Below are 17,295 nucleotides of genomic sequence, written 5' to 3' on the forward strand. Positions count from 1 at the left end.
ACGTCTTATACTTCTTCTATTTTTTCCACATCTTCCACTTGCTCTCCAAACTCTTCCGGTGTTTCAAACGTCATTTTTCCAAGTTTGCCACCACGAAGCTCACGAAGCACAAGCTCAGATGTCTTATCATAATCAATCATTCCGCCGCCCATTAAGCAGCCTCTATTTTTTCCAATTGCATCGAATAATTCCACAATATCTTCTGGAATCTCATTTAAATTATAGCGTTCTTTCAAGCGTTCTGGATAATGTTTCTCCATAAAACGTAATGCGTAAACAGCTACATCTTGTAAATTTAAAATTGAATCTTTAATTGCACCCGTTGTCGCTAAACGAAGACCCACTAATTGATCTTCAAATTTAGGCCACAGAATACCTGGTGTATCTAACAATTCCATTTCCTTCCCAACTTTAATCCATTGTTGAGCTGTTGTCACACCTGGACGATCTCCTGTTTTAGCAATATTTTTCTTTGCCAATTTATTAATCAATGTAGATTTACCAACATTTGGTATACCTACAATTAATGCACGAATCGCTCTCGGTCTAATACCTTTTGCAACCATTTTATCAAATTTTTCTTTAACAAGTACTTTACAAGCTGCTGCAATTTCCTTCATACCTTGTCCAGCTTGCGCGTTAATCGAAATTGCCATATGGCCTTTTTCTTTAAAATATGCGATCCATTGTTTTGTTAAACGATCATCCGCCATATCCGCTTTATTTAAAACAACAAGCCTTGGCTTATGTGTAATGATTTCATCAATCATTGGGTTTCGAGATGATAATGGTAATCGAGCATCTACAAGTTCAATTACAACATCAATTAATTTTAATTTCTCCGTTACTTGGCGTCTAGCCTTCGCCATATGCCCTGGAAACCATTGAATTACCATGTTGCCACCTTCTTTTTCATTTATTTCACAATACGTGCGTCTTCTAACGGCCAATATAACATATTAGCTTTACCAATTACTTGATCCATTGAAATCGTACCGATTGAACGGCTATCTTTACTAAAACGACGATTATCACCTAAAACAAATAATTGATCTTTTGGAACGGTTTTCTTGCCTGTCATTTCTTCAAGATTAAAATCATATGTAAGCGGTCCGTCAGCAATTTGCTTTTTCTGCTTGTCTAAATACGGCTCCTCATAAGCCTTTCCGTTAACATACAGTTTATCATTACGATACTCTATTTCATCGCCTGGCAGGCCTATAATGCGCTTAATGTAATCTTTATCTTCTGTTGCTCGAAATACGATAATATCAAAGCGTTTTGGATCTCCAATGTGATAACCAATTTTATTCACAATCATTCGATCACGATCATGTAAAGTAGGTGCCATCGATACCCCGTCTACGAGAATTGGCGCAAAGAAAAACTGTCTAATAACACCAGCTAATACAACAGCAATCAAAATTGCCTTAATCCATTCCCAAAGTGAACTCTTCTCTTTTTTCATGCATTTCCCCTCCACGGTTATGTAAACTGCTCGTATTATACCAAAATTTCATATAGATTGGAAAAAGGGAGCTTGTGCATTTACAAGCTCCCATACATGTCTTATCGAATTTCTTTAATACGTGCTTTTTTACCGCGAAGGTTACGTAAGTAGTATAACTTAGCACGACGTACTTTACCACGGCGAAGTACTTCGATTTTCGCGATTCTTGGCGTGTGAACTGGGAATGTACGCTCAACACCTACACCGTAAGAAATCTTACGAACTGTGAATGTTTCACTGATTCCGCCACCACGACGTTTAATTACAACACCTTCGAAAAGCTGAATTCTTTCACGAGTTCCCTCAACAACTTTTACGTGTACACGTAAAGTGTCACCAGGACGGAATGAAGGAAGGTCAGTTTTTAATTGGCCTTTTGTAATTTCTGCGATTAATTGTTGCATATTAAATTCTCTCCTTTAAACAGATGCTCTTATAAAGTCTTAATAAATTACAGCGGAACATCGTTAATACGGCTACTGATTTCAGTAGCACAAATGTTATAATAGCATATTACTAGGCCTGTTGCAATAGCAAATATATGAAGTTATTACTGCTCTCGCTTTATTTCCTCAAGCCATTTTTTCTCTTGTTTAGATAACTCTCTCTCATCTAACAAATCCGGTCTACGCGTATACGTTCGACGCAAAGATTCCTTATGTCGCCATTCATCAATGTTTTTATGATTCCCTGACATTAATACATCCGGTACCTTCATACCACGAAAATCAGCCGGACGTGTATAATGAGGATGCTCTAATAAACCTGTACTAAACGAATCCTCTACTTGTGAAGCATGATTTCCTAGCACACCTGGCAAGAGACGTACAACACTATCAGTAATAACCATAGAGGCTAATTCTCCGCCCGTTAATACATAGTCACCAATAGAAATCTCATCCGTTACGAGATGCTCACGAATTCGTTCGTCATACCCTTCATAATGCCCACATACGAAGATCAAATGTTCTTCCCCTGCAAGCTCTTCCGCTTTCTTCTGCGTAAATCTTTCGCCCTGCGGACACATTAAGACAACTCTAGGCTTACGCTCTGTCTCTTTCGTCAAATCTTCTACAGCATCAAAAATAGGCTGAGGAGTAAGCACCATACCAGCTCCTCCGCCGTAAGGATAATCGTCTACACTATTATGCTTACTTGTTGTATAATCACGAAAGTTAACAACACGAAGGTTTACCGCTTCTTTTTCTTGTGCCTTCTTTAATATAGAAGATCCAAATACACCGGTAAACATGTCTGGGAACAACGTTAAAATATCAATTTTCATTATAGCAGCCCTTCCATTACATGAATGGTTACTAATTTATTTTCAATATTAACTTGAAGTACAACGTCATCGATATAAGGAATTAAGAGATCTTGACCCTTCGGGCGTTTAATTACCCAAACATCATTTGCACCAGGAGATAGAATCTCTTTGATTGTCCCTAGCGCTTCTCCTTCTTCCGTTACAACACTGCAACCAATAATTTCATGATAGTAGTATTCACCTTCAGCAAGTTCACCTAACTGCTCTTCTGGTACTTTTATTAAAGAACCTTTAAACTTCTCTACTTCATCTACATTGTTATATCCTTCAAATGTTAATAAATCGAATGTCTTATGTTGGCGATGAGAAGTTACCTTCACCGGAAGGTAGTCTGTGCCTTTCTCATTCGATATGTATAACGTGTTTCCTACTTTATATCGCTCTTCTGGAAAATCAGTACGAGAAATAACACGGATTTCTCCTCTTACGCCATGAGTATTTACAATTTTCCCTACGTTAAACCATTTTGTCATAAATAGTATGTCACCCCTGGTTTCTATATAAATTAAGCATCTCCATTTCACAGATGGAACATGCACTCTCTATTTAAATGTTAAAAAAGGGAGAGGAATAACTCCTCGCCCTTTTTTACGTTTATTGAATTTCCAGTGTTACTTTTTCATCATTATGATGTCCCACTGAATACAAGAGCATTCGAATCGCTTTCGCAACTCTCCCTTGCTTTCCAATGACTTTTCCAACATCCTCAGGATGTACAGTTAATCGATACTTTATCTCTCCGTTGCAAAGTTCCTGTGTAACTTTTACATCTTCAGGATAATCGACAAGAGGCTTGACAATCGTCTCGACTAACTTCTTCATAGTCATTGCCTCAATTACTTACCTTGTTTAGATAAGTGGAATTTCTCCATGATACCTTGGTTAGAGAATAAGTTACGAACTGTATCAGATGGTTTAGCACCATTTCCTAACCATTTTAATGCTGCTTCTTCGTTGATCTTAACTTCAGCTGGTTGAGCAACTGGATTGTAAGTTCCGATTTCCTCAATGAAACGTCCGTCACGAGGAGAACGAGAATCTGCAACAACTACACGATAGAAAGGAGTTTTTTTAGCTCCCATACGTTTTAAACGAATTTTAACTGCCATTTATAAAGCACCTCCGAATTTATTTCACACAGATAATTATATTAGCAAAAAGACTATTGCTTTGTAAAGTATTTTTTCTTAACAGAGCCATCTTTTTTTCCTTACATGAATGGAAACTTCAATCCACCTAGTCCTTTTTTCTTACCTTTTTGCATTCCCGTCATCGTCTTCATCATTTTTTTCATGTCATCGAATTGTTTAATTAGACGATTGATTTCTTGTACAGTTGTACCGCTACCTTTGGCAATGCGCTTTTTGCGACTAGCATTGATTATTTCCGGTTGTTCTCGTTCTAATTTAGTCATAGAACGAATAATTGCCTCAATATGCCCAATTTGTTTTTCATCAACTTGTGCATTTTTCAGCCCTTTAATTTTATTTGCACCAGGAAGCATTCCTAACAATTCATCAAGCGGCCCAAGTTGACGCACTTGTCCAAGTTGTTCTAGGAAATCGTCAAGCGTAAACGAAAGCGTACGCATTTTTTGCTCAAGTTCTTTCGCTTTCTCTTCATCAACTGTAGCTTGCGCTTTTTCAATCAATGTTAAGACATCGCCCATCCCTAAAATACGGGATGCCATACGCTCTGGATGGAACGCTTCAATTGCATCTAGTTTTTCACCCATACCAGCAAATTTAATCGGCGTGTTTGTTACAGCCTTAATAGATAATGCAGCACCACCGCGCGTATCACCATCTAATTTCGTTAATACAACACCTGTTAAACCTAACTGTTCATGGAAACTTTGCGCAACATTTACCGCGTCTTGTCCCGTCATCGCATCGACAACAAGGAAAATTTCATCCGGTTTCGCAACTTCTTTAACTTTCGCTAATTCATCCATTAGTTCTTCATCAATATGCAGGCGACCCGCTGTATCGATTAAAACATAATCGTGATGATCTTCTTTTGCTTTTGCAATCGCTTGTTTCGCAATTTCAACAGGACTTACTTGATCTCCTAAAGAGAATACAGGCATGTCCAATTGCTTCCCTAATGTTTCAAGCTGTTTAATAGCTGCTGGACGGTAAATATCCGCTGCAACAAGCATCGGTTTACGGTTATGCTTTTTACGAAGCAAATTCGCAAGCTTACCTGTCGTCGTTGTTTTACCCGCACCTTGCAGACCAACCATCATAATAACAGTCGGTGGCTTATTAGCAACAGCAATTTTGCTTTGCTCTCCGCCCATAAGTTCTGTAAGTTCTTCCTGTACAACTTTAATTACTTGTTGTCCAGGTGTCAAACTTTTCATTACATCTTGTCCGACAGCACGTTCAGACACACGCTTCACAAAATCTTTTACTACTTTAAAGTTAACATCTGCTTCTAAAAGAGCTAGACGAACTTCTCTCATCATTTCTTTCACATCGGCTTCAGAAACTTTTCCTTTGCCGCGGATTTTTTGCATTGTCTGTTGAAGTCGGTCGGCTAATCCTTCAAATGCCATATTGCCGCCCTCCTAATCTAATTTTTCGATAGCTTCAACAACTTGTTTCATTTCTTCATTCACATGCTCTTCTTCGCTGATTAGCTGTTTTAGCTTTGCAACAAGTCGCTGTCGCTCTTGAAACTTTTGAAGTAATACTAATTTTTCTTCATATTCTTCAAGCATCGCTTCAGTCCGTTTAATGTTATCATACACGGCTTGGCGACTTACATCAAATTCTTCCGCAATTTCACCAAGAGATAAATCATCTAGATAATAAAGCGACATATAACTTCTTTGTTTTTGCGTTAACAACGATTGATAAAAATCAAATAAATAGTTCATTCTCGTTGTTTTTTCGAGCATGTTGGATCATCCTTTGTTAAGTGATTTCCCTTTACATGAATTAGTTTACATGTAGTCCAAAAGAGTGTCAAGTTTTTTTCTTAACATCATATATTTTTTATAGAAAAAAAAGCGGAAATACCGCTCCTTTCACTTATACTTCTTCTGTTTCTACTAAGTTCGCAAATAAACCATACACATATTGTTCTGGATCAAACTGTTGCAAGTCATCCATTTGCTCTCCTAATCCAACAAACTTCACTGGTACATCCATTTCGTTACGAATCGCTAATACAATACCACCTTTAGCAGTTCCATCTAACTTCGTTAAAACAATACCAGTTACATTCGTTGCTTCACGGAATGTTTTCGCTTGGCTTAAACCGTTTTGTCCTGTTGTTGCATCAATAACAAGTAATACTTCATGAGGAGCACCTGGTACTTCACGCTCAATTACACGCTTCACCTTCTCTAATTCTTTCATTAAATTTACTTTATTTTGCAAGCGTCCTGCTGTGTCACATAGTAATACATCTACCTTACGTGCTTTCGCAGCTTGTACAGCGTCATACATAACCGCCGCTGGATCAGATCCAGATCCTTGTTTAATCACTTCTACACCAACGCGATCGCCCCATACTTCTAATTGTTCAATCGCTCCAGCACGGAATGTGTCTCCTGCCGCTAATAGGACTGACTTACCTTCTGATTTAAACTTATGCGCCAGTTTACCAATTGTCGTCGTTTTTCCTACACCATTAACACCAACAAATAAAACAACCGTTAATTGGTCCTCTTGCATATTAATTTCGTTACTAAAATCGCTGTCGCCTTTGTAAATTCCTACTAGTTTTTCTGAAATAACAGCTTGTACTTCTTTTGGATCTTGAATGTTACGACGTTGTACTTCTTCTTTCAATTGGTCAATTAATTCCATTACCGTCGCAACGCCAACGTCTGCACCGATTAAGATCTCTTCTAACTCTTCAAAAAAATCTTCGTCCACTTTACGGTAACGATAAACTAAATCATTCACTTTATCCGCAAATGAATTTCTCGTTTTTTCTAATCCTTGTTTAAATTTCTCTGTAACTGTATCCGTTTGTTTTGAAATTTTTTCTTTTAGTTTTTTAAAAAAACTCATACTTTCCCATCCTTCCTATTCACTTGCAATAAGTTCTTCTCCGGCGTCTAAACGAACCGAAACAAGTTTAGATACCCCTGATTCTTGCATTGTTACACCGTACAACACATCAGACTCTTCCATTGTACCTTTTCTATGTGTAATTACAATAAACTGCGTCTCATTACTGAATTTCTTTAAATACTGTGCAAAACGAGCTACATTCGCCTCATCAAGGGCTGCCTCTACCTCATCTAGTACACAGAATGGTACTGGGCGTACTTTTAAAATACCAAATAAAAGCGCAATTGCTGTTAAAGCACGCTCTCCACCTGAAAGTAAACCTAAGTTCTGCAGTTTCTTCCCTGGCGGTTGTGCTACAATATCAATACCCGTATTTAGTAAATCCTCTGGATTAGTCATTACTAAATCCGCTCTACCGCCTCCAAATAATTCAGAGAATACCGATTGAAACTCCATTCTAATGCCTTCAAACGTAGTAGAAAAGCGTTTTTTCATTTCTTCATCCATTTCGGTAATAAGCTGGTGCAATGTCGCTTTCGCTTCTTCTAGGTCGTCTCTCTGCTCTAGTAAGAATGTATGACGCTCCGCTACACGTTCATATTCATCAATTGCCCCTAGGTTCACTGTACCTAACTCTTCTATAGATAATTTGATTAATTTTACTTTCTTACGCGCATCTTCTGCAGGCATTGTCATTGTATATTTTAGTTTTGCCGCTTCAAATGAAATCGTATATGTTTCACGTAAATGTTGTAATCTATTTTCCAACTCTACATCAAGTCGATTTATTCTCACTTCTTGATCTTTCAACATTTCAAGAATATATTTATGTTTACCTGTCGTTTCTTTCAAATTGCGCTCTAAATGTTCTACCCTCTCTTGCAACGATACACGTTGTTCACGACGAGAGCGAATTAATTCTGAAGTTTGATTACGATCATATGCTTTCTTCTCAATCATATTCGTAATTTGCTCTTCACCACTTGAATTAGATGTCATTTCTTGTTTTAAGAACGCTAAATCCTCTTTCGTTTTTACAAGTGTCGCATCCGTTTCTTCTTTTTCCTTCGTCAATCGTTCAACTTTTTCTTTTTGATTAAATAAGCGTTGTTGCTTTTCAGCTACCAGCACTTTTAACTCCGTCATTTCTTTTTGAACTTTTTCTTTCGAAGAATGTTGCTCACTTTTTTGTTTTGTTAAAGCTACAATTTTACTATCTAACTTAGTGATATCAGCTTGAAGATTCGTTAAAATCCCTTCTAACTCCTCTTTACGTCCTTGCATTTTTACTCGATCTTGTAAAAACCCTTCAATCTCTAAATCATAAATAGACAATCGATCATTAATACGATGTTCTTCTAATTCTAGACGATTAATCTCTTCTCTTAATTTCTGCTCATCTACACGATCTACTTCTACAGTTTGCCTTAGTTCGCGTATTTTCACTTCTTTTTCTTGAATCTCTTGTTTTACTGCTTTAACAAAGTTTTCTAACTTCATTGTTTTTTCTTCCATATCAGTTAACTTGCGAGTCCACTCTTCCAGTTCACGTTGGCGTCCTAATAAAGAAGATTTCGCTTGCTTTACCGCCCCACCAGTCATAGAACCGCCAGGATTCACTACATCACCTTCGATTGTTACAATGCGATAACGGTATTGCAGTTGTTTCGCCAACTCATTTGCTCCGCGTAAATCTTTCGCAACAATAACCGTACCTAATAAATTTGAAACTACATTTTCATATTTATTGTTGTACTGCACAAGTTCTGCCGCCACACCTACAAACGATGGGTGTTGATTTGCAATGCGTAATTGCTCAAATGATAAAGACCTGCTTTTAATAACAGCTTGCGGTAAAAACGTTGCACGTCCATGTTTATTTTGCTTTAAAAATGCTATCGCATTACGAGCATGCTCCTCTGTTTGTACAACAATATGCTGCATCGCTGCACCTAGAGCAATTTCCATTGCAACTTCGTATTCTTTCGGTACCGTTAACAGTTCCGCAACAGCACCCTCGATACCTTGCAACCTATTTTCTCTAGCTTTCAATACTTCACGTACACCTTGATAGAATCCAGAATAATCTTCTTGCATCTCTTCAAGCATTTCTTTTCGAGAACGTGCCTGTTGCACAAATTGATATGCTTGATACAGTTTTGTTTCATTTTCACTATACTGCGTCTTACATTTCCCAAGCGCCGCCTCTGTCTTCTGTATGTTTGAGAGAATGCCAGCTACTTTTTCTTTCGCTTGTTCGTAACTTTCTACAAGTTTCGTCTTTTTCGCTGTAATTTCCATACGCATTTCTACATATTTCGCATTCTCTTCATCTAGACGCTCGTTTTTAGACGTTTGCTGTTTAGATTGTTCTTCAATCATAGATAATTCATTACGATGACTAGCTTGTTGATTTAAAAGCTCAATATAGTCACCTTTTAAATTCTCAATCTGTTCCTCTAAATTGTCAGCAAAAGTAGCAAGCAGTTGCTCATTATCATGCAATTTTTGCTCCAACTCTTTTACTTCATTCACAAATTGCATTAAAGCTTCTGTACTTGACTCAATCTCACCATCGTAACTTTTAGCTTTCTCTGTTAATTCAACAATTAACTGCTCAAGTTGCGCACAATGCGTCGTAGCATTTTGCTTTCTCTCTTTTAACAACTCGCGCTGCCCTTCAAGTTTTTCTAGCTCTTTACTAGAAAGAAGAAGTACTTCTTGCAACGAGTCTACAGACTCATCTACCGCTTGTAATTGTCCTCGTAATTCCTCAAGCTCTTCTTCACTTTTTTGTAAATTCGTTGACATTTTAGCTTCTTCGTTTTTATTATGCCCAAACTGATTTCGAAGCGCTTCCCATTTCTCGTGCAATTCTTCAATTTCATGGACAATAAGCGCAGCTTCTACTTTCTCTAATTCTTCTTTATTCTCAAGATAATCTTTCGCAATAGAAGCTTGTCTTTCTAAAGGTTCTACTTGACTACTTAATTCATGAATTATATCTTGTACACGATTTAAGTTTTCTTGTGTTTCTGCTAATTTCCCTTCAGCTTTCTTTTTGCGAAGTTTGTATTTTAGTACGCCTGCCGCTTCTTCAAATACACCTCGACGCTCTTCTGACTTACTACTTAAAATCTCTTCCACTTTCCCCTGGCTAATAATTGAAAAAGCTTCTCTTCCCATACCAGAGTCCATAAATAAATCGATAATATCTTTCAATCTACATGATTGTTTATTAATATAAAAATCACTATCACCTGAACGAGATACACGACGTGTTACACACACCTCATTGTATTCAATTGGTAAACGTTGATCTTCATTATTTAAAGTTATTGTTACTTCAGCAACATTAACCGCTCTCCTCGTATCACTGCCTGCAAAAATAATATCCTCCATCTTTGCACCACGTAATGATTTTGCAGATTGTTCACCAAGTACCCAGCGAATTGCATCAGTAATATTACTTTTCCCGCTTCCATTAGGTCCTACTACAGAAGTTACACCTGGGACAAAATCAACAGATACACGCTCAGCAAAAGACTTAAACCCTGCTATTTCTAATCTTTTTAAAAACACGAAAGGCCTTCCTCCTATTCTCCGTCGTTATAAATGTTCTCTATACAAAAACAAGTATTATACGGATTTACCTTCTTTTTCATTATAAACAAAAAGAAAGTTTCATTCTATGCACAAGGAATCCCCCTCATTCAAAGGGGGATTCCTTATAGTTGTTCTTTTAATTTTTTCAATGCTTCTGCAGCAGCTTGTTGCTCTGCTTCTTTTTTCGACTTACCACTACCAAGACCTAAAGCTACGTTATTTAACGTAACACGTGACACAAATTCTCGATTGTGAGCTGGTCCTTTTTCTTGCAAAATTTGATACTCAACATTGCCACTGCCATCACGCTGAATCAATTCTTGCAACTGACTCTTATAATCCATCACATGAGAAAAAGCACCCTCATTAATTTTCGGATATACAATTTCTTTTAAGAATTCCCAAACTGTTTCTAGCCCTTGATCAAGATAAAGGGCACCAATAAACGCTTCAAAGACATCCGCTAATAAAGCTGGTCGTTCACGTCCACCTGTCATTTCTTCACCTTTTCCTAATAAAACAAGGCTACCAAATGACAATTCGTTCGCAAAACGAACAAGAGATGGCTCACATACAATAGCTGCACGTAGTTTTGTTAACTCTCCTTCGCTCATTGTCGGATATTTTTGAAACAGATACTGCGATACAGTCAGTTCCAATACTGCATCTCCAAGAAATTCAAGACGCTCATTATCTTCATGCGGTTTTTTTCGATGCTCATTCACATACGATGAATGCGTAAATGCTTGAATCAATAATTTTTCATCTGTAAACGTAATACCTATCTTTTCTTGAAACACTTTAAATGCTTCACGATATTTTGTTTCGTATTTTTTTTCTCTATATTTTCGGTACGGCATAGGTCCCTCCAGATATAAGCCAGAAAGCCCCGCTAAAAAACGGGACTTCACTTAAGCATTATAGATGACTCTCTATGTAAGTCACAGCATCGCCAACAGTAGCAATCTTTTCAGCATCTTCATCAGAAATTTCCATTTCGAATTCATCTTCTAATTGCATTACAAGTTCTACTACATCTAGGGAGTCTGCTCCTAAATCTTCCTTGAAGCTTGCAGCTGGTACTACCTCAGTCTCTTCTACTCCTAAACGATCAACGATGATTTTTGTTACGCGCTCTAAAACATCTGCCATTCCATTCACCTCCCCTCAAATATTATATTAAATATTGACCAAAAAAACTAGGTGAAATCGATTCTTTTATTACATTACCATACCGCCATCAACATTTAACGTTTGACCTGTAACATATTTGCTTTGATCAGAAGCAAAAAACGTTACAGCATTCGCGATATCTTTCGCTTCACCAAATTGAGCAGCTGGAATAACTTTTAACATTTCGGCTTTAATATTCTCATCTAGTACATCCGTCATATCAGTCGCAATAAAGCCCGGCGCAATTGCATTCACTGTAATATTTCGACTTGCTAACTCTTTTGCAGATGTTTTTGTTAATCCAATAACACCCGCTTTAGCAGCAACATAGTTAGCTTGTCCTGGGTTTCCTATAACACCAACAACCGAAGCGATGTTTATAATTCTACCGTGACGTTGACGCATCATATAACGAGATACTGCTTTTGTACATAAGAATACACCTTTTAAGTTTGTATTAATAACTGTATCCCATTCTTCTTCTTTCATACGCATTAATAAATTATCTTTAGTTACACCAGCATTATTTACAAGAATATCAACTTGTCCAAATGTATCTACTGTTTGTTTCACCATATTTGTAACATCATCAGCATTTGCAACATCTGCTCTTACCGCAATTGCATCAGAACCTAATTTTTTAATTTCATCTACTACTTCATTTGCTTTTTGTTCATTACCAGCATAATTTACTACTACATTTGCCCCTTGTTTCGCTAAATCAATCGCAATCGCGCGACCAATTCCACGTGAAGCGCCAGTTACTAATGCTACCTTCCCTTTTAACATCAGTTTTCTCCTCTCAAATTTGAAATGGTATCTTTTAATGTCTCTTCATCGTATATCGCATATGCTTTTACTGATGAATCAATTGACTTCATAAGTCCAGCAAGTACTTTTCCAGGTCCAATTTCAATAAATGTATCTACTCCCTGGTTCACCATATATTCAATAGACGGGTACCATAATACAGGCGAATAAAGCTGTTCGATTAACTTTTCTTGAATGTCTGCACCACGTGTAATAACTTCCGCCGTAACATTTGCAATAACAGGAATATTCGTGTCATGAATTGTAATTTCATTTAAAACACTTTGGAACTTCTCAGCTGCCGGCTTCATAAGTGAAGAATGGAATGGCCCACTTACTTTTAGTGGAATCGCTCTCTTTGCACCATTTTCTTTCGCTCTTTGAGAAGCAACCTCTACGCCTTGCTTCGTTCCAGAAATCACAATTTGCTTCGTACTATTCATATTAGCGATTTGCACTGCATATCCTTCACTTGTTACTTCTTCTGTAACTTGTTTCAGCATATGTGGGTCAGCACCTAATATAGCTGCCATTGCGCCTTCCCCGCCCGGAACAGCTTCTTCCATATATTCGCCACGTTTCCTTACAGCATATACAGCATCTTCAAAAGTTAATGCACCAGCTGCTACAAGAGCACTATATTCACCTAAACTATGACCAGCGACAAAGTCAGGTGTAATGTCATACTCTTTCAAAGCTGTCAAAATAGCAAAACTCGTTGTTAATAATGCAGGCTGCGCATTTGTTGTTAATGTAAGCTTTTCCTGCGGTCCTTCAAAAATCACTTCTGAAAGTGAATCTTCCAACACCTCATCTGCTTTTGCAAACACTTTTGCAACCTCTTTATTATTCTCTGCTAATTGTTTACCCATTCCAACTGCCTGTGAACCTTGGCCCGGAAAAAGAAATGCTATTTTTCCCATTTCAAATCCTCCTCTTATTGGAGTGACTCTTTCTCCATTACGCTTGAAATCGTAGGAATTACTTCTTTCGCTACCATTTCTCTCGTTTGACGAATCGCACTAAATATCGACTGATCATTAGAAGAACCGTGAGCCTTAATGACAGGTGCTTTCAATCCAAATAATGCAGCTCCTCCATACTCCGAATAATCCATTTTATCTTTTAATACCATAAGTTTTGGCTTTAATACCGCCGCTGCTAATTTGCTCGTAAATGAACTCATTAACTGTTCTTTCAACATAGAGAATAGCGCAAGTGCTGTTCCCTCTAATGATTTCAACGCTACATTCCCTGTAAAACCATCACATACAACAACATCTGCTACACCTTGCAATAAATCTCTTGATTCAACGTTCCCCACGAAATTAATTGGCGCATCTTTAAGCATTGCAAATACTTGCTTTGAAAGCTCGTTTCCTTTTCCATCCTCTGTTCCAACGTTTAATAGTCCAACGCGAGGATTTTCAATTCCTCTTACCTTCTCAGCATAAACAGATCCCATTACTGCATATTGATATAAATGAATTGGTTTTGCATCAACATTTGCTCCAACATCTAACATAACAAAACCTTTTCCATCTACAGTTGGCATTGTAGGCGATAAAGCTGGTCTCTCAATTCCTTCCATACGACCGACTACAAATAATCCAGCTGCCATTAAAGCTCCTGTACTACCTGCGGATATACAAGCGTCTGCTTCTCCATCCTTTACTTGTTGTGCCGCAAGCACCATTGAAGCTTGTTTTTTTCGACGAACCGCTCTTACTGGTTCCTCCGTTGATTCTATTTTTTCGTCTGTATGAAGAATAGTAATTCGTTCATCACTCGTTAAGTATTGACGAATTTCCTCTTCTTTCCCTACTAACGTAATATGTAAATCAGAATATTCCTTAATAGCTTTCATTGCCCCTAATACTACAGCCTTTGGAGCGTGATCTCCGCCCATTGCATCTATTGCGATTTTCATAAGTTGTTACCTTCCTCACTATAATTACTAGATCGATACATTTCAAAAGTGCCTGTAAAAACAAGTTCTTCTCCAACGAAGCTACGCACTTTGACAACCGTCCGTCCTTTATCATTCTCTACATCTTCAACGCGCGCTTTTGCAACAACACGCTCTCCTAATTTTACAGGGCGAATGTATCGAATGGTAGACTTTGCAGTTAAAGCTAATTCTTCATCAATAACCGCAACAGCTAGTGAGTTTGCTTGCGCAAACAGATGATGCCCACGAGCGATTTGATTTCTTTTAAATACATGTTCTATCTTTACTTCAAAGATAGAGATTGCATGTCTATCTAATTCAATATCAATAATTTCTCCAACAACCTCTTCTAACGGTAAAGATTTCACATCTTCTTCATGTTGCTTTGTAGCTACATGTTTAATTCTCTCTCTTAATTCAGGAATAGACAATTCCATACGATCAAGTCGTACCGTTTGTATACTCACTTGAAATTTTTCCGCTAAATCTTCATCCGTAATAAAAGGATTTGATTCGATTGTTTGTTGTAATAACTCTTGTCTTTCTTTTTTACTTCTTCTTTTTTTCATACCGCACCATCCATTTTATGACTAGGTACTAACAGTAGTATATAATCATTAAAAGTAGAATGCAACAAAAACTTTTGTTGACTCCCTTTAATCGAGCTTCTCTCCTTGGAACACACCTGTCCCATCAAGATACGTACGCAAGGCAGCATACTGATCATTGTGCCAAAACGCTTCTGAATCTACTAGTATCGCCGCATCTTGCCTTGCCGTTTCTAACGCTCGATAATCATGTACCATGTCAGCAACCTTAAATTCTGGTAAGCCACTTTGCTTACTCCCAAAGAAATCTCCAGGACCTCGTAATTCTAAATCTTTTTCTGACAATACAAATCCATCATTTGTTTCAGTCATTATGCGCATTCTTTCTTTCCCTGTTTCTGATTTAGGGTCTGCTATTAATAAACAATATGATTGTTCACTACCACGGCCGACACGCCCTCTAAGCTGATGAAGCTGCGATAAACCGAAACGTTCTGCATCATAAATAACCATTACAGTCGCATTCGGTACGTTCACACCTACTTCAACAACTGTTGTCGATACAAGAATTTGTACTTTATTTTCACTAAACTGTCCCATTATCTCTTCTTTTTCCTGAGACGATAATCTCCCATGCATCAATCCAACTTGGCATTTCCCTTGGTAATGATGCGTCAGCATACTATGTAAGTCGATAGCATTTTGCACATCAAGTTTCTCAGATTCTTCAATTAGAGGACAAATAACGTATGCCTGTCTTCCTTTTTTTATCTCCTTTTCAACGAAACCGAGAACGCGATCTAACATATCATGTTTTGCCCAGTATGTTTCAATCACCTTTCTACCTGCTGGCATCTCATCGATTATCGAAACATCCATCTCTCCAAATGCAGTAATTGCAAGCGTACGCGGAATTGGTGTCGCTGTCATAAATAATACATCTGGACTTTCACCTTTCTCCCGTAAAACTCGGCGCTGCGCTACACCAAATCGATGCTGTTCATCTGTAATAACGAGACCCAACCTATGAAATATAACTTCATCTTGAATTAAGGCATGCGTTCCAACAAGAATATCTATTTCTCCTTGTTCTAACTTCGCTAAAATTTCTCGACGTCTCGCCCCTTTAACAGAACTTGTTAACAGTTCCACCTTCATACCAAAATGCGAAAACGTTTCAGCAAGCGACTGATAATGTTGCTCAGCTAAAATTTCTGTAGGAACCATTAAAGCACCTTGATAATGAGCTAATTTCGATGCATAAAGACCAATCGCAGCAACAACTGTTTTCCCAGAACCAACGTCACCTTGCAATAGTCGGTTCATCCGATAAGGAGATGTCATATCTTTCAAAATTTCATCTACAACTCGGCGCTGCGCACCCGTTAATGGAAACGGCAGTGCATCGATAAATTCTTGTAATTCTGCTGACGGAATCTCTTTCTTCGTCCCTTTTGAATTTTCCCTCTCCATTTTCCGGAGCGTTTGCATTTTCAGCTGAAATAAGAAAAATTCTTCATATACAAAACGGCGACGCGCTTGCTTCAAATCTTCCTGTCCTACCGGAAAATGCAATGCCCTGAGCGCTTCATATCTTGGTAATAATTTATATCGCCCTAACAAACCATCCGGTAACACTTCGACTATAGAATCTCCATATTCCTTTAACGCTTGAGCAATAAAACGACGCATCTGTTTTACTGTAAGTTTCCCCTTTACTGAATAAACAGGTTCCACTTCTTGTTGACGTACAACCGGTCCAAAATGAAGTTCTGATACAGCAATTGTTTGACGATGTTGATCCCATTTACCAGTAATCGTTATCGTTTCATCTAACTTTAATTTTTGCTTATAGTAAGGCCTATTAAAACATACCGCCGTAATTAAATAACGACCGACGAGAACACGAACTGTTAAACGCGATTTCTTCTTACCATAATATTGCAGCAAAGGAGCACTATGAACCTTCCCTTCAACCGTTACACGTTCATCATGCTTTACTTCAGCAAGATCTTTCATCGCATAATCTTCATAACGGTACGGAAAATGTTCTAATAGATGAGAAACTGTATAAATACCCATCTCATGTAGTAACTCAGATGTTTCTCCTCCGATCCCCTTTACATCCGTAACAGGAACTTGTACAACATCATTCAAGATTCTCACACCCCGTCACATTATTTTCTTTATTGCATTTTATTTGAGTACCAATTAGCATCTGTAATCGCTCTCTTTCACCTTATATATTCTATCATAGGCATTCTAAGAGAAACTACTCAAATCCCTTATATAAAACAAGTAAAAAAGAGCCTCACTATTAGCAGCAAGGCTCTTTTCTC

At 37.8% G+C, this 17,295-nt stretch carries 18 protein-coding genes; all 18 read right to left on the minus strand.

Features of this window, described 5'->3' with window-relative positions; genetic code table 11:
• Positions 1-5 precede the first annotated feature (5 nt).
• Positions 6-896, minus strand: coding sequence for a ribosome biogenesis GTPase YlqF (ylqF, locus tag V7S45_RS18760; RefSeq protein ID WP_000236704.1), 891 nt, complete (start codon positions 894-896; stop codon positions 6-8).
• A 20-nt stretch (positions 897-916) separates the two neighbouring features.
• Complete coding sequence (gene lepB / locus V7S45_RS18765; protein WP_000711853.1) at positions 917-1,468, minus strand: signal peptidase I; 552 nt, start codon at positions 1,466-1,468, stop codon at positions 917-919.
• Positions 1,469-1,569: 101 nt separating this feature from the next.
• Positions 1,570-1,914 carry a 50S ribosomal protein L19 gene (gene rplS / locus V7S45_RS18770; protein ID WP_001186516.1) on the minus strand — a complete coding sequence of 115 codons (345 nt, stop codon included), beginning with the start codon at positions 1,912-1,914 and terminating at the stop codon, positions 1,570-1,572.
• A gap of 146 nt (positions 1,915-2,060) precedes the next feature.
• Positions 2,061-2,795 carry a tRNA (guanosine(37)-N1)-methyltransferase TrmD gene (gene trmD, locus V7S45_RS18775; protein ID WP_000686903.1) on the minus strand — a complete coding sequence of 245 codons (735 nt, stop codon included), beginning with the start codon at positions 2,793-2,795 and terminating at the stop codon, positions 2,061-2,063.
• Complete coding sequence (gene rimM / locus V7S45_RS18780) at positions 2,795-3,310, minus strand: ribosome maturation factor RimM (protein ID WP_000170278.1); 516 nt, start codon at positions 3,308-3,310, stop codon at positions 2,795-2,797. Before rimM ends, trmD begins: the two co-directional genes overlap by 1 nt.
• A 121-nt stretch (positions 3,311-3,431) precedes the next feature.
• The gene (locus V7S45_RS18785; RefSeq protein WP_000737401.1) at positions 3,432-3,659 is read right to left on the minus strand and encodes a KH domain-containing protein; all 228 of its coding nucleotides are present in this window, start codon (positions 3,657-3,659) and stop codon (positions 3,432-3,434) included.
• 14 nt (positions 3,660-3,673) lie between these two features.
• Positions 3,674-3,946, minus strand: coding sequence for a 30S ribosomal protein S16 (gene rpsP, locus V7S45_RS18790; protein ID WP_000268750.1), 273 nt, complete (start codon positions 3,944-3,946; stop codon positions 3,674-3,676).
• Positions 3,947-4,047: 101 nt separating this feature from the next.
• Positions 4,048-5,397, minus strand: coding sequence for a signal recognition particle protein (ffh, locus tag V7S45_RS18795; RefSeq protein ID WP_000863460.1), 1,350 nt, complete (start codon positions 5,395-5,397; stop codon positions 4,048-4,050).
• 12 nt (positions 5,398-5,409) lie between these two features.
• Positions 5,410-5,742, minus strand: a complete 333-nt coding sequence (locus tag V7S45_RS18800) for a putative DNA-binding protein (RefSeq protein ID WP_000891062.1) — start codon at positions 5,740-5,742, stop codon at positions 5,410-5,412.
• Between the two features lie 133 nt (positions 5,743-5,875).
• Positions 5,876-6,865 (minus strand): signal recognition particle-docking protein FtsY, encoded by a 990-nt coding sequence (gene ftsY / locus V7S45_RS18805; protein WP_000007655.1) that lies wholly within the window; start codon positions 6,863-6,865, stop codon positions 5,876-5,878.
• Between the two features lie 15 nt (positions 6,866-6,880).
• Positions 6,881-10,450 (minus strand): chromosome segregation protein SMC, encoded by a 3,570-nt coding sequence (gene smc, locus V7S45_RS18810; RefSeq protein WP_000478973.1) that lies wholly within the window; start codon positions 10,448-10,450, stop codon positions 6,881-6,883.
• Positions 10,451-10,596: 146 nt separating this feature from the next.
• Positions 10,597-11,334 (minus strand): ribonuclease III, encoded by a 738-nt coding sequence (gene rncS, locus V7S45_RS18815; RefSeq protein WP_001146875.1) that lies wholly within the window; start codon positions 11,332-11,334, stop codon positions 10,597-10,599.
• Between the two features lie 58 nt (positions 11,335-11,392).
• Positions 11,393-11,626 (minus strand): acyl carrier protein, encoded by a 234-nt coding sequence (gene acpP / locus V7S45_RS18820; protein ID WP_000786062.1) that lies wholly within the window; start codon positions 11,624-11,626, stop codon positions 11,393-11,395.
• Positions 11,627-11,695: 69 nt separating this feature from the next.
• Complete coding sequence (gene fabG, locus V7S45_RS18825) at positions 11,696-12,436, minus strand: 3-oxoacyl-[acyl-carrier-protein] reductase (protein ID WP_000911773.1); 741 nt, start codon at positions 12,434-12,436, stop codon at positions 11,696-11,698.
• Positions 12,436-13,380 carry an ACP S-malonyltransferase gene (fabD, locus tag V7S45_RS18830; protein ID WP_000515899.1) on the minus strand — a complete coding sequence of 315 codons (945 nt, stop codon included), beginning with the start codon at positions 13,378-13,380 and terminating at the stop codon, positions 12,436-12,438. Before fabD ends, fabG begins: the two co-directional genes overlap by 1 nt.
• 14 nt (positions 13,381-13,394) lie before the next feature.
• Positions 13,395-14,387, minus strand: coding sequence for a phosphate acyltransferase PlsX (gene plsX / locus V7S45_RS18835; protein ID WP_000684100.1), 993 nt, complete (start codon positions 14,385-14,387; stop codon positions 13,395-13,397).
• On the minus strand, positions 14,384-14,977 hold the full coding sequence (gene fapR, locus V7S45_RS18840) for a transcription factor FapR (RefSeq protein ID WP_000747348.1): 594 nt from the start codon (positions 14,975-14,977) through the stop codon (positions 14,384-14,386). Before fapR ends, plsX begins: the two co-directional genes overlap by 4 nt.
• An 87-nt stretch (positions 14,978-15,064) precedes the next feature.
• Positions 15,065-17,113, minus strand: coding sequence for an ATP-dependent DNA helicase RecG (recG, locus tag V7S45_RS18845; protein WP_001000816.1), 2,049 nt, complete (start codon positions 17,111-17,113; stop codon positions 15,065-15,067).
• Positions 17,114-17,295: the final 182 nt, after the last annotated feature.

It is taken from the genome of Bacillus sp. BR3(2024) (assembly GCF_039134555.1).
Taxonomy (GTDB): Bacteria; Bacillota; Bacilli; order Bacillales; family Bacillaceae_G; genus Bacillus_A; species Bacillus_A cereus.

Excerpts from the sequence above, each read along its gene's own strand:
- ylqF (WP_000236704.1), bottom strand. The coding sequence starts at position 896 with ATGGTAATTCAATGGTTTCCAGGGCATATGGCGAAGGCTAGACGCCAA.
- lepB (WP_000711853.1), bottom strand. The coding sequence starts at position 1,468 with ATGAAAAAAGAGAAGAGTTCACTTTGGGAATGGATTAAGGCAATTTTG.
- rplS (WP_001186516.1), bottom strand. The coding sequence starts at position 1,914 with ATGCAACAATTAATCGCAGAAATTACAAAAGGCCAATTAAAAACTGAC.
- trmD (WP_000686903.1), bottom strand. The coding sequence starts at position 2,795 with ATGAAAATTGATATTTTAACGTTGTTCCCAGACATGTTTACCGGTGTA.
- rimM (WP_000170278.1), bottom strand. The coding sequence starts at position 3,310 with ATGACAAAATGGTTTAACGTAGGGAAAATTGTAAATACTCATGGCGTA.
- V7S45_RS18785 (WP_000737401.1), bottom strand. The coding sequence starts at position 3,659 with ATGAAGAAGTTAGTCGAGACGATTGTCAAGCCTCTTGTCGATTATCCT.
- rpsP (WP_000268750.1), bottom strand. The coding sequence starts at position 3,946 with ATGGCAGTTAAAATTCGTTTAAAACGTATGGGAGCTAAAAAAACTCCT.
- ffh (WP_000863460.1), bottom strand. The coding sequence starts at position 5,397 with ATGGCATTTGAAGGATTAGCCGACCGACTTCAACAGACAATGCAAAAA.
- V7S45_RS18800 (WP_000891062.1), bottom strand. The coding sequence starts at position 5,742 with ATGCTCGAAAAAACAACGAGAATGAACTATTTATTTGATTTTTATCAA.
- ftsY (WP_000007655.1), bottom strand. The coding sequence starts at position 6,865 with ATGAGTTTTTTTAAAAAACTAAAAGAAAAAATTTCAAAACAAACGGAT.
- rncS (WP_001146875.1), bottom strand. The coding sequence starts at position 11,334 with ATGCCGTACCGAAAATATAGAGAAAAAAAATACGAAACAAAATATCGT.
- acpP (WP_000786062.1), bottom strand. The coding sequence starts at position 11,626 with ATGGCAGATGTTTTAGAGCGCGTAACAAAAATCATCGTTGATCGTTTA.
- fabG (WP_000911773.1), bottom strand. The coding sequence starts at position 12,436 with ATGTTAAAAGGGAAGGTAGCATTAGTAACTGGCGCTTCACGTGGAATT.
- fabD (WP_000515899.1), bottom strand. The coding sequence starts at position 13,380 with ATGGGAAAAATAGCATTTCTTTTTCCGGGCCAAGGTTCACAGGCAGTT.
- plsX (WP_000684100.1), bottom strand. The coding sequence starts at position 14,387 with ATGAAAATCGCAATAGATGCAATGGGCGGAGATCACGCTCCAAAGGCT.
- fapR (WP_000747348.1), bottom strand. The coding sequence starts at position 14,977 with ATGAAAAAAAGAAGAAGTAAAAAAGAAAGACAAGAGTTATTACAACAA.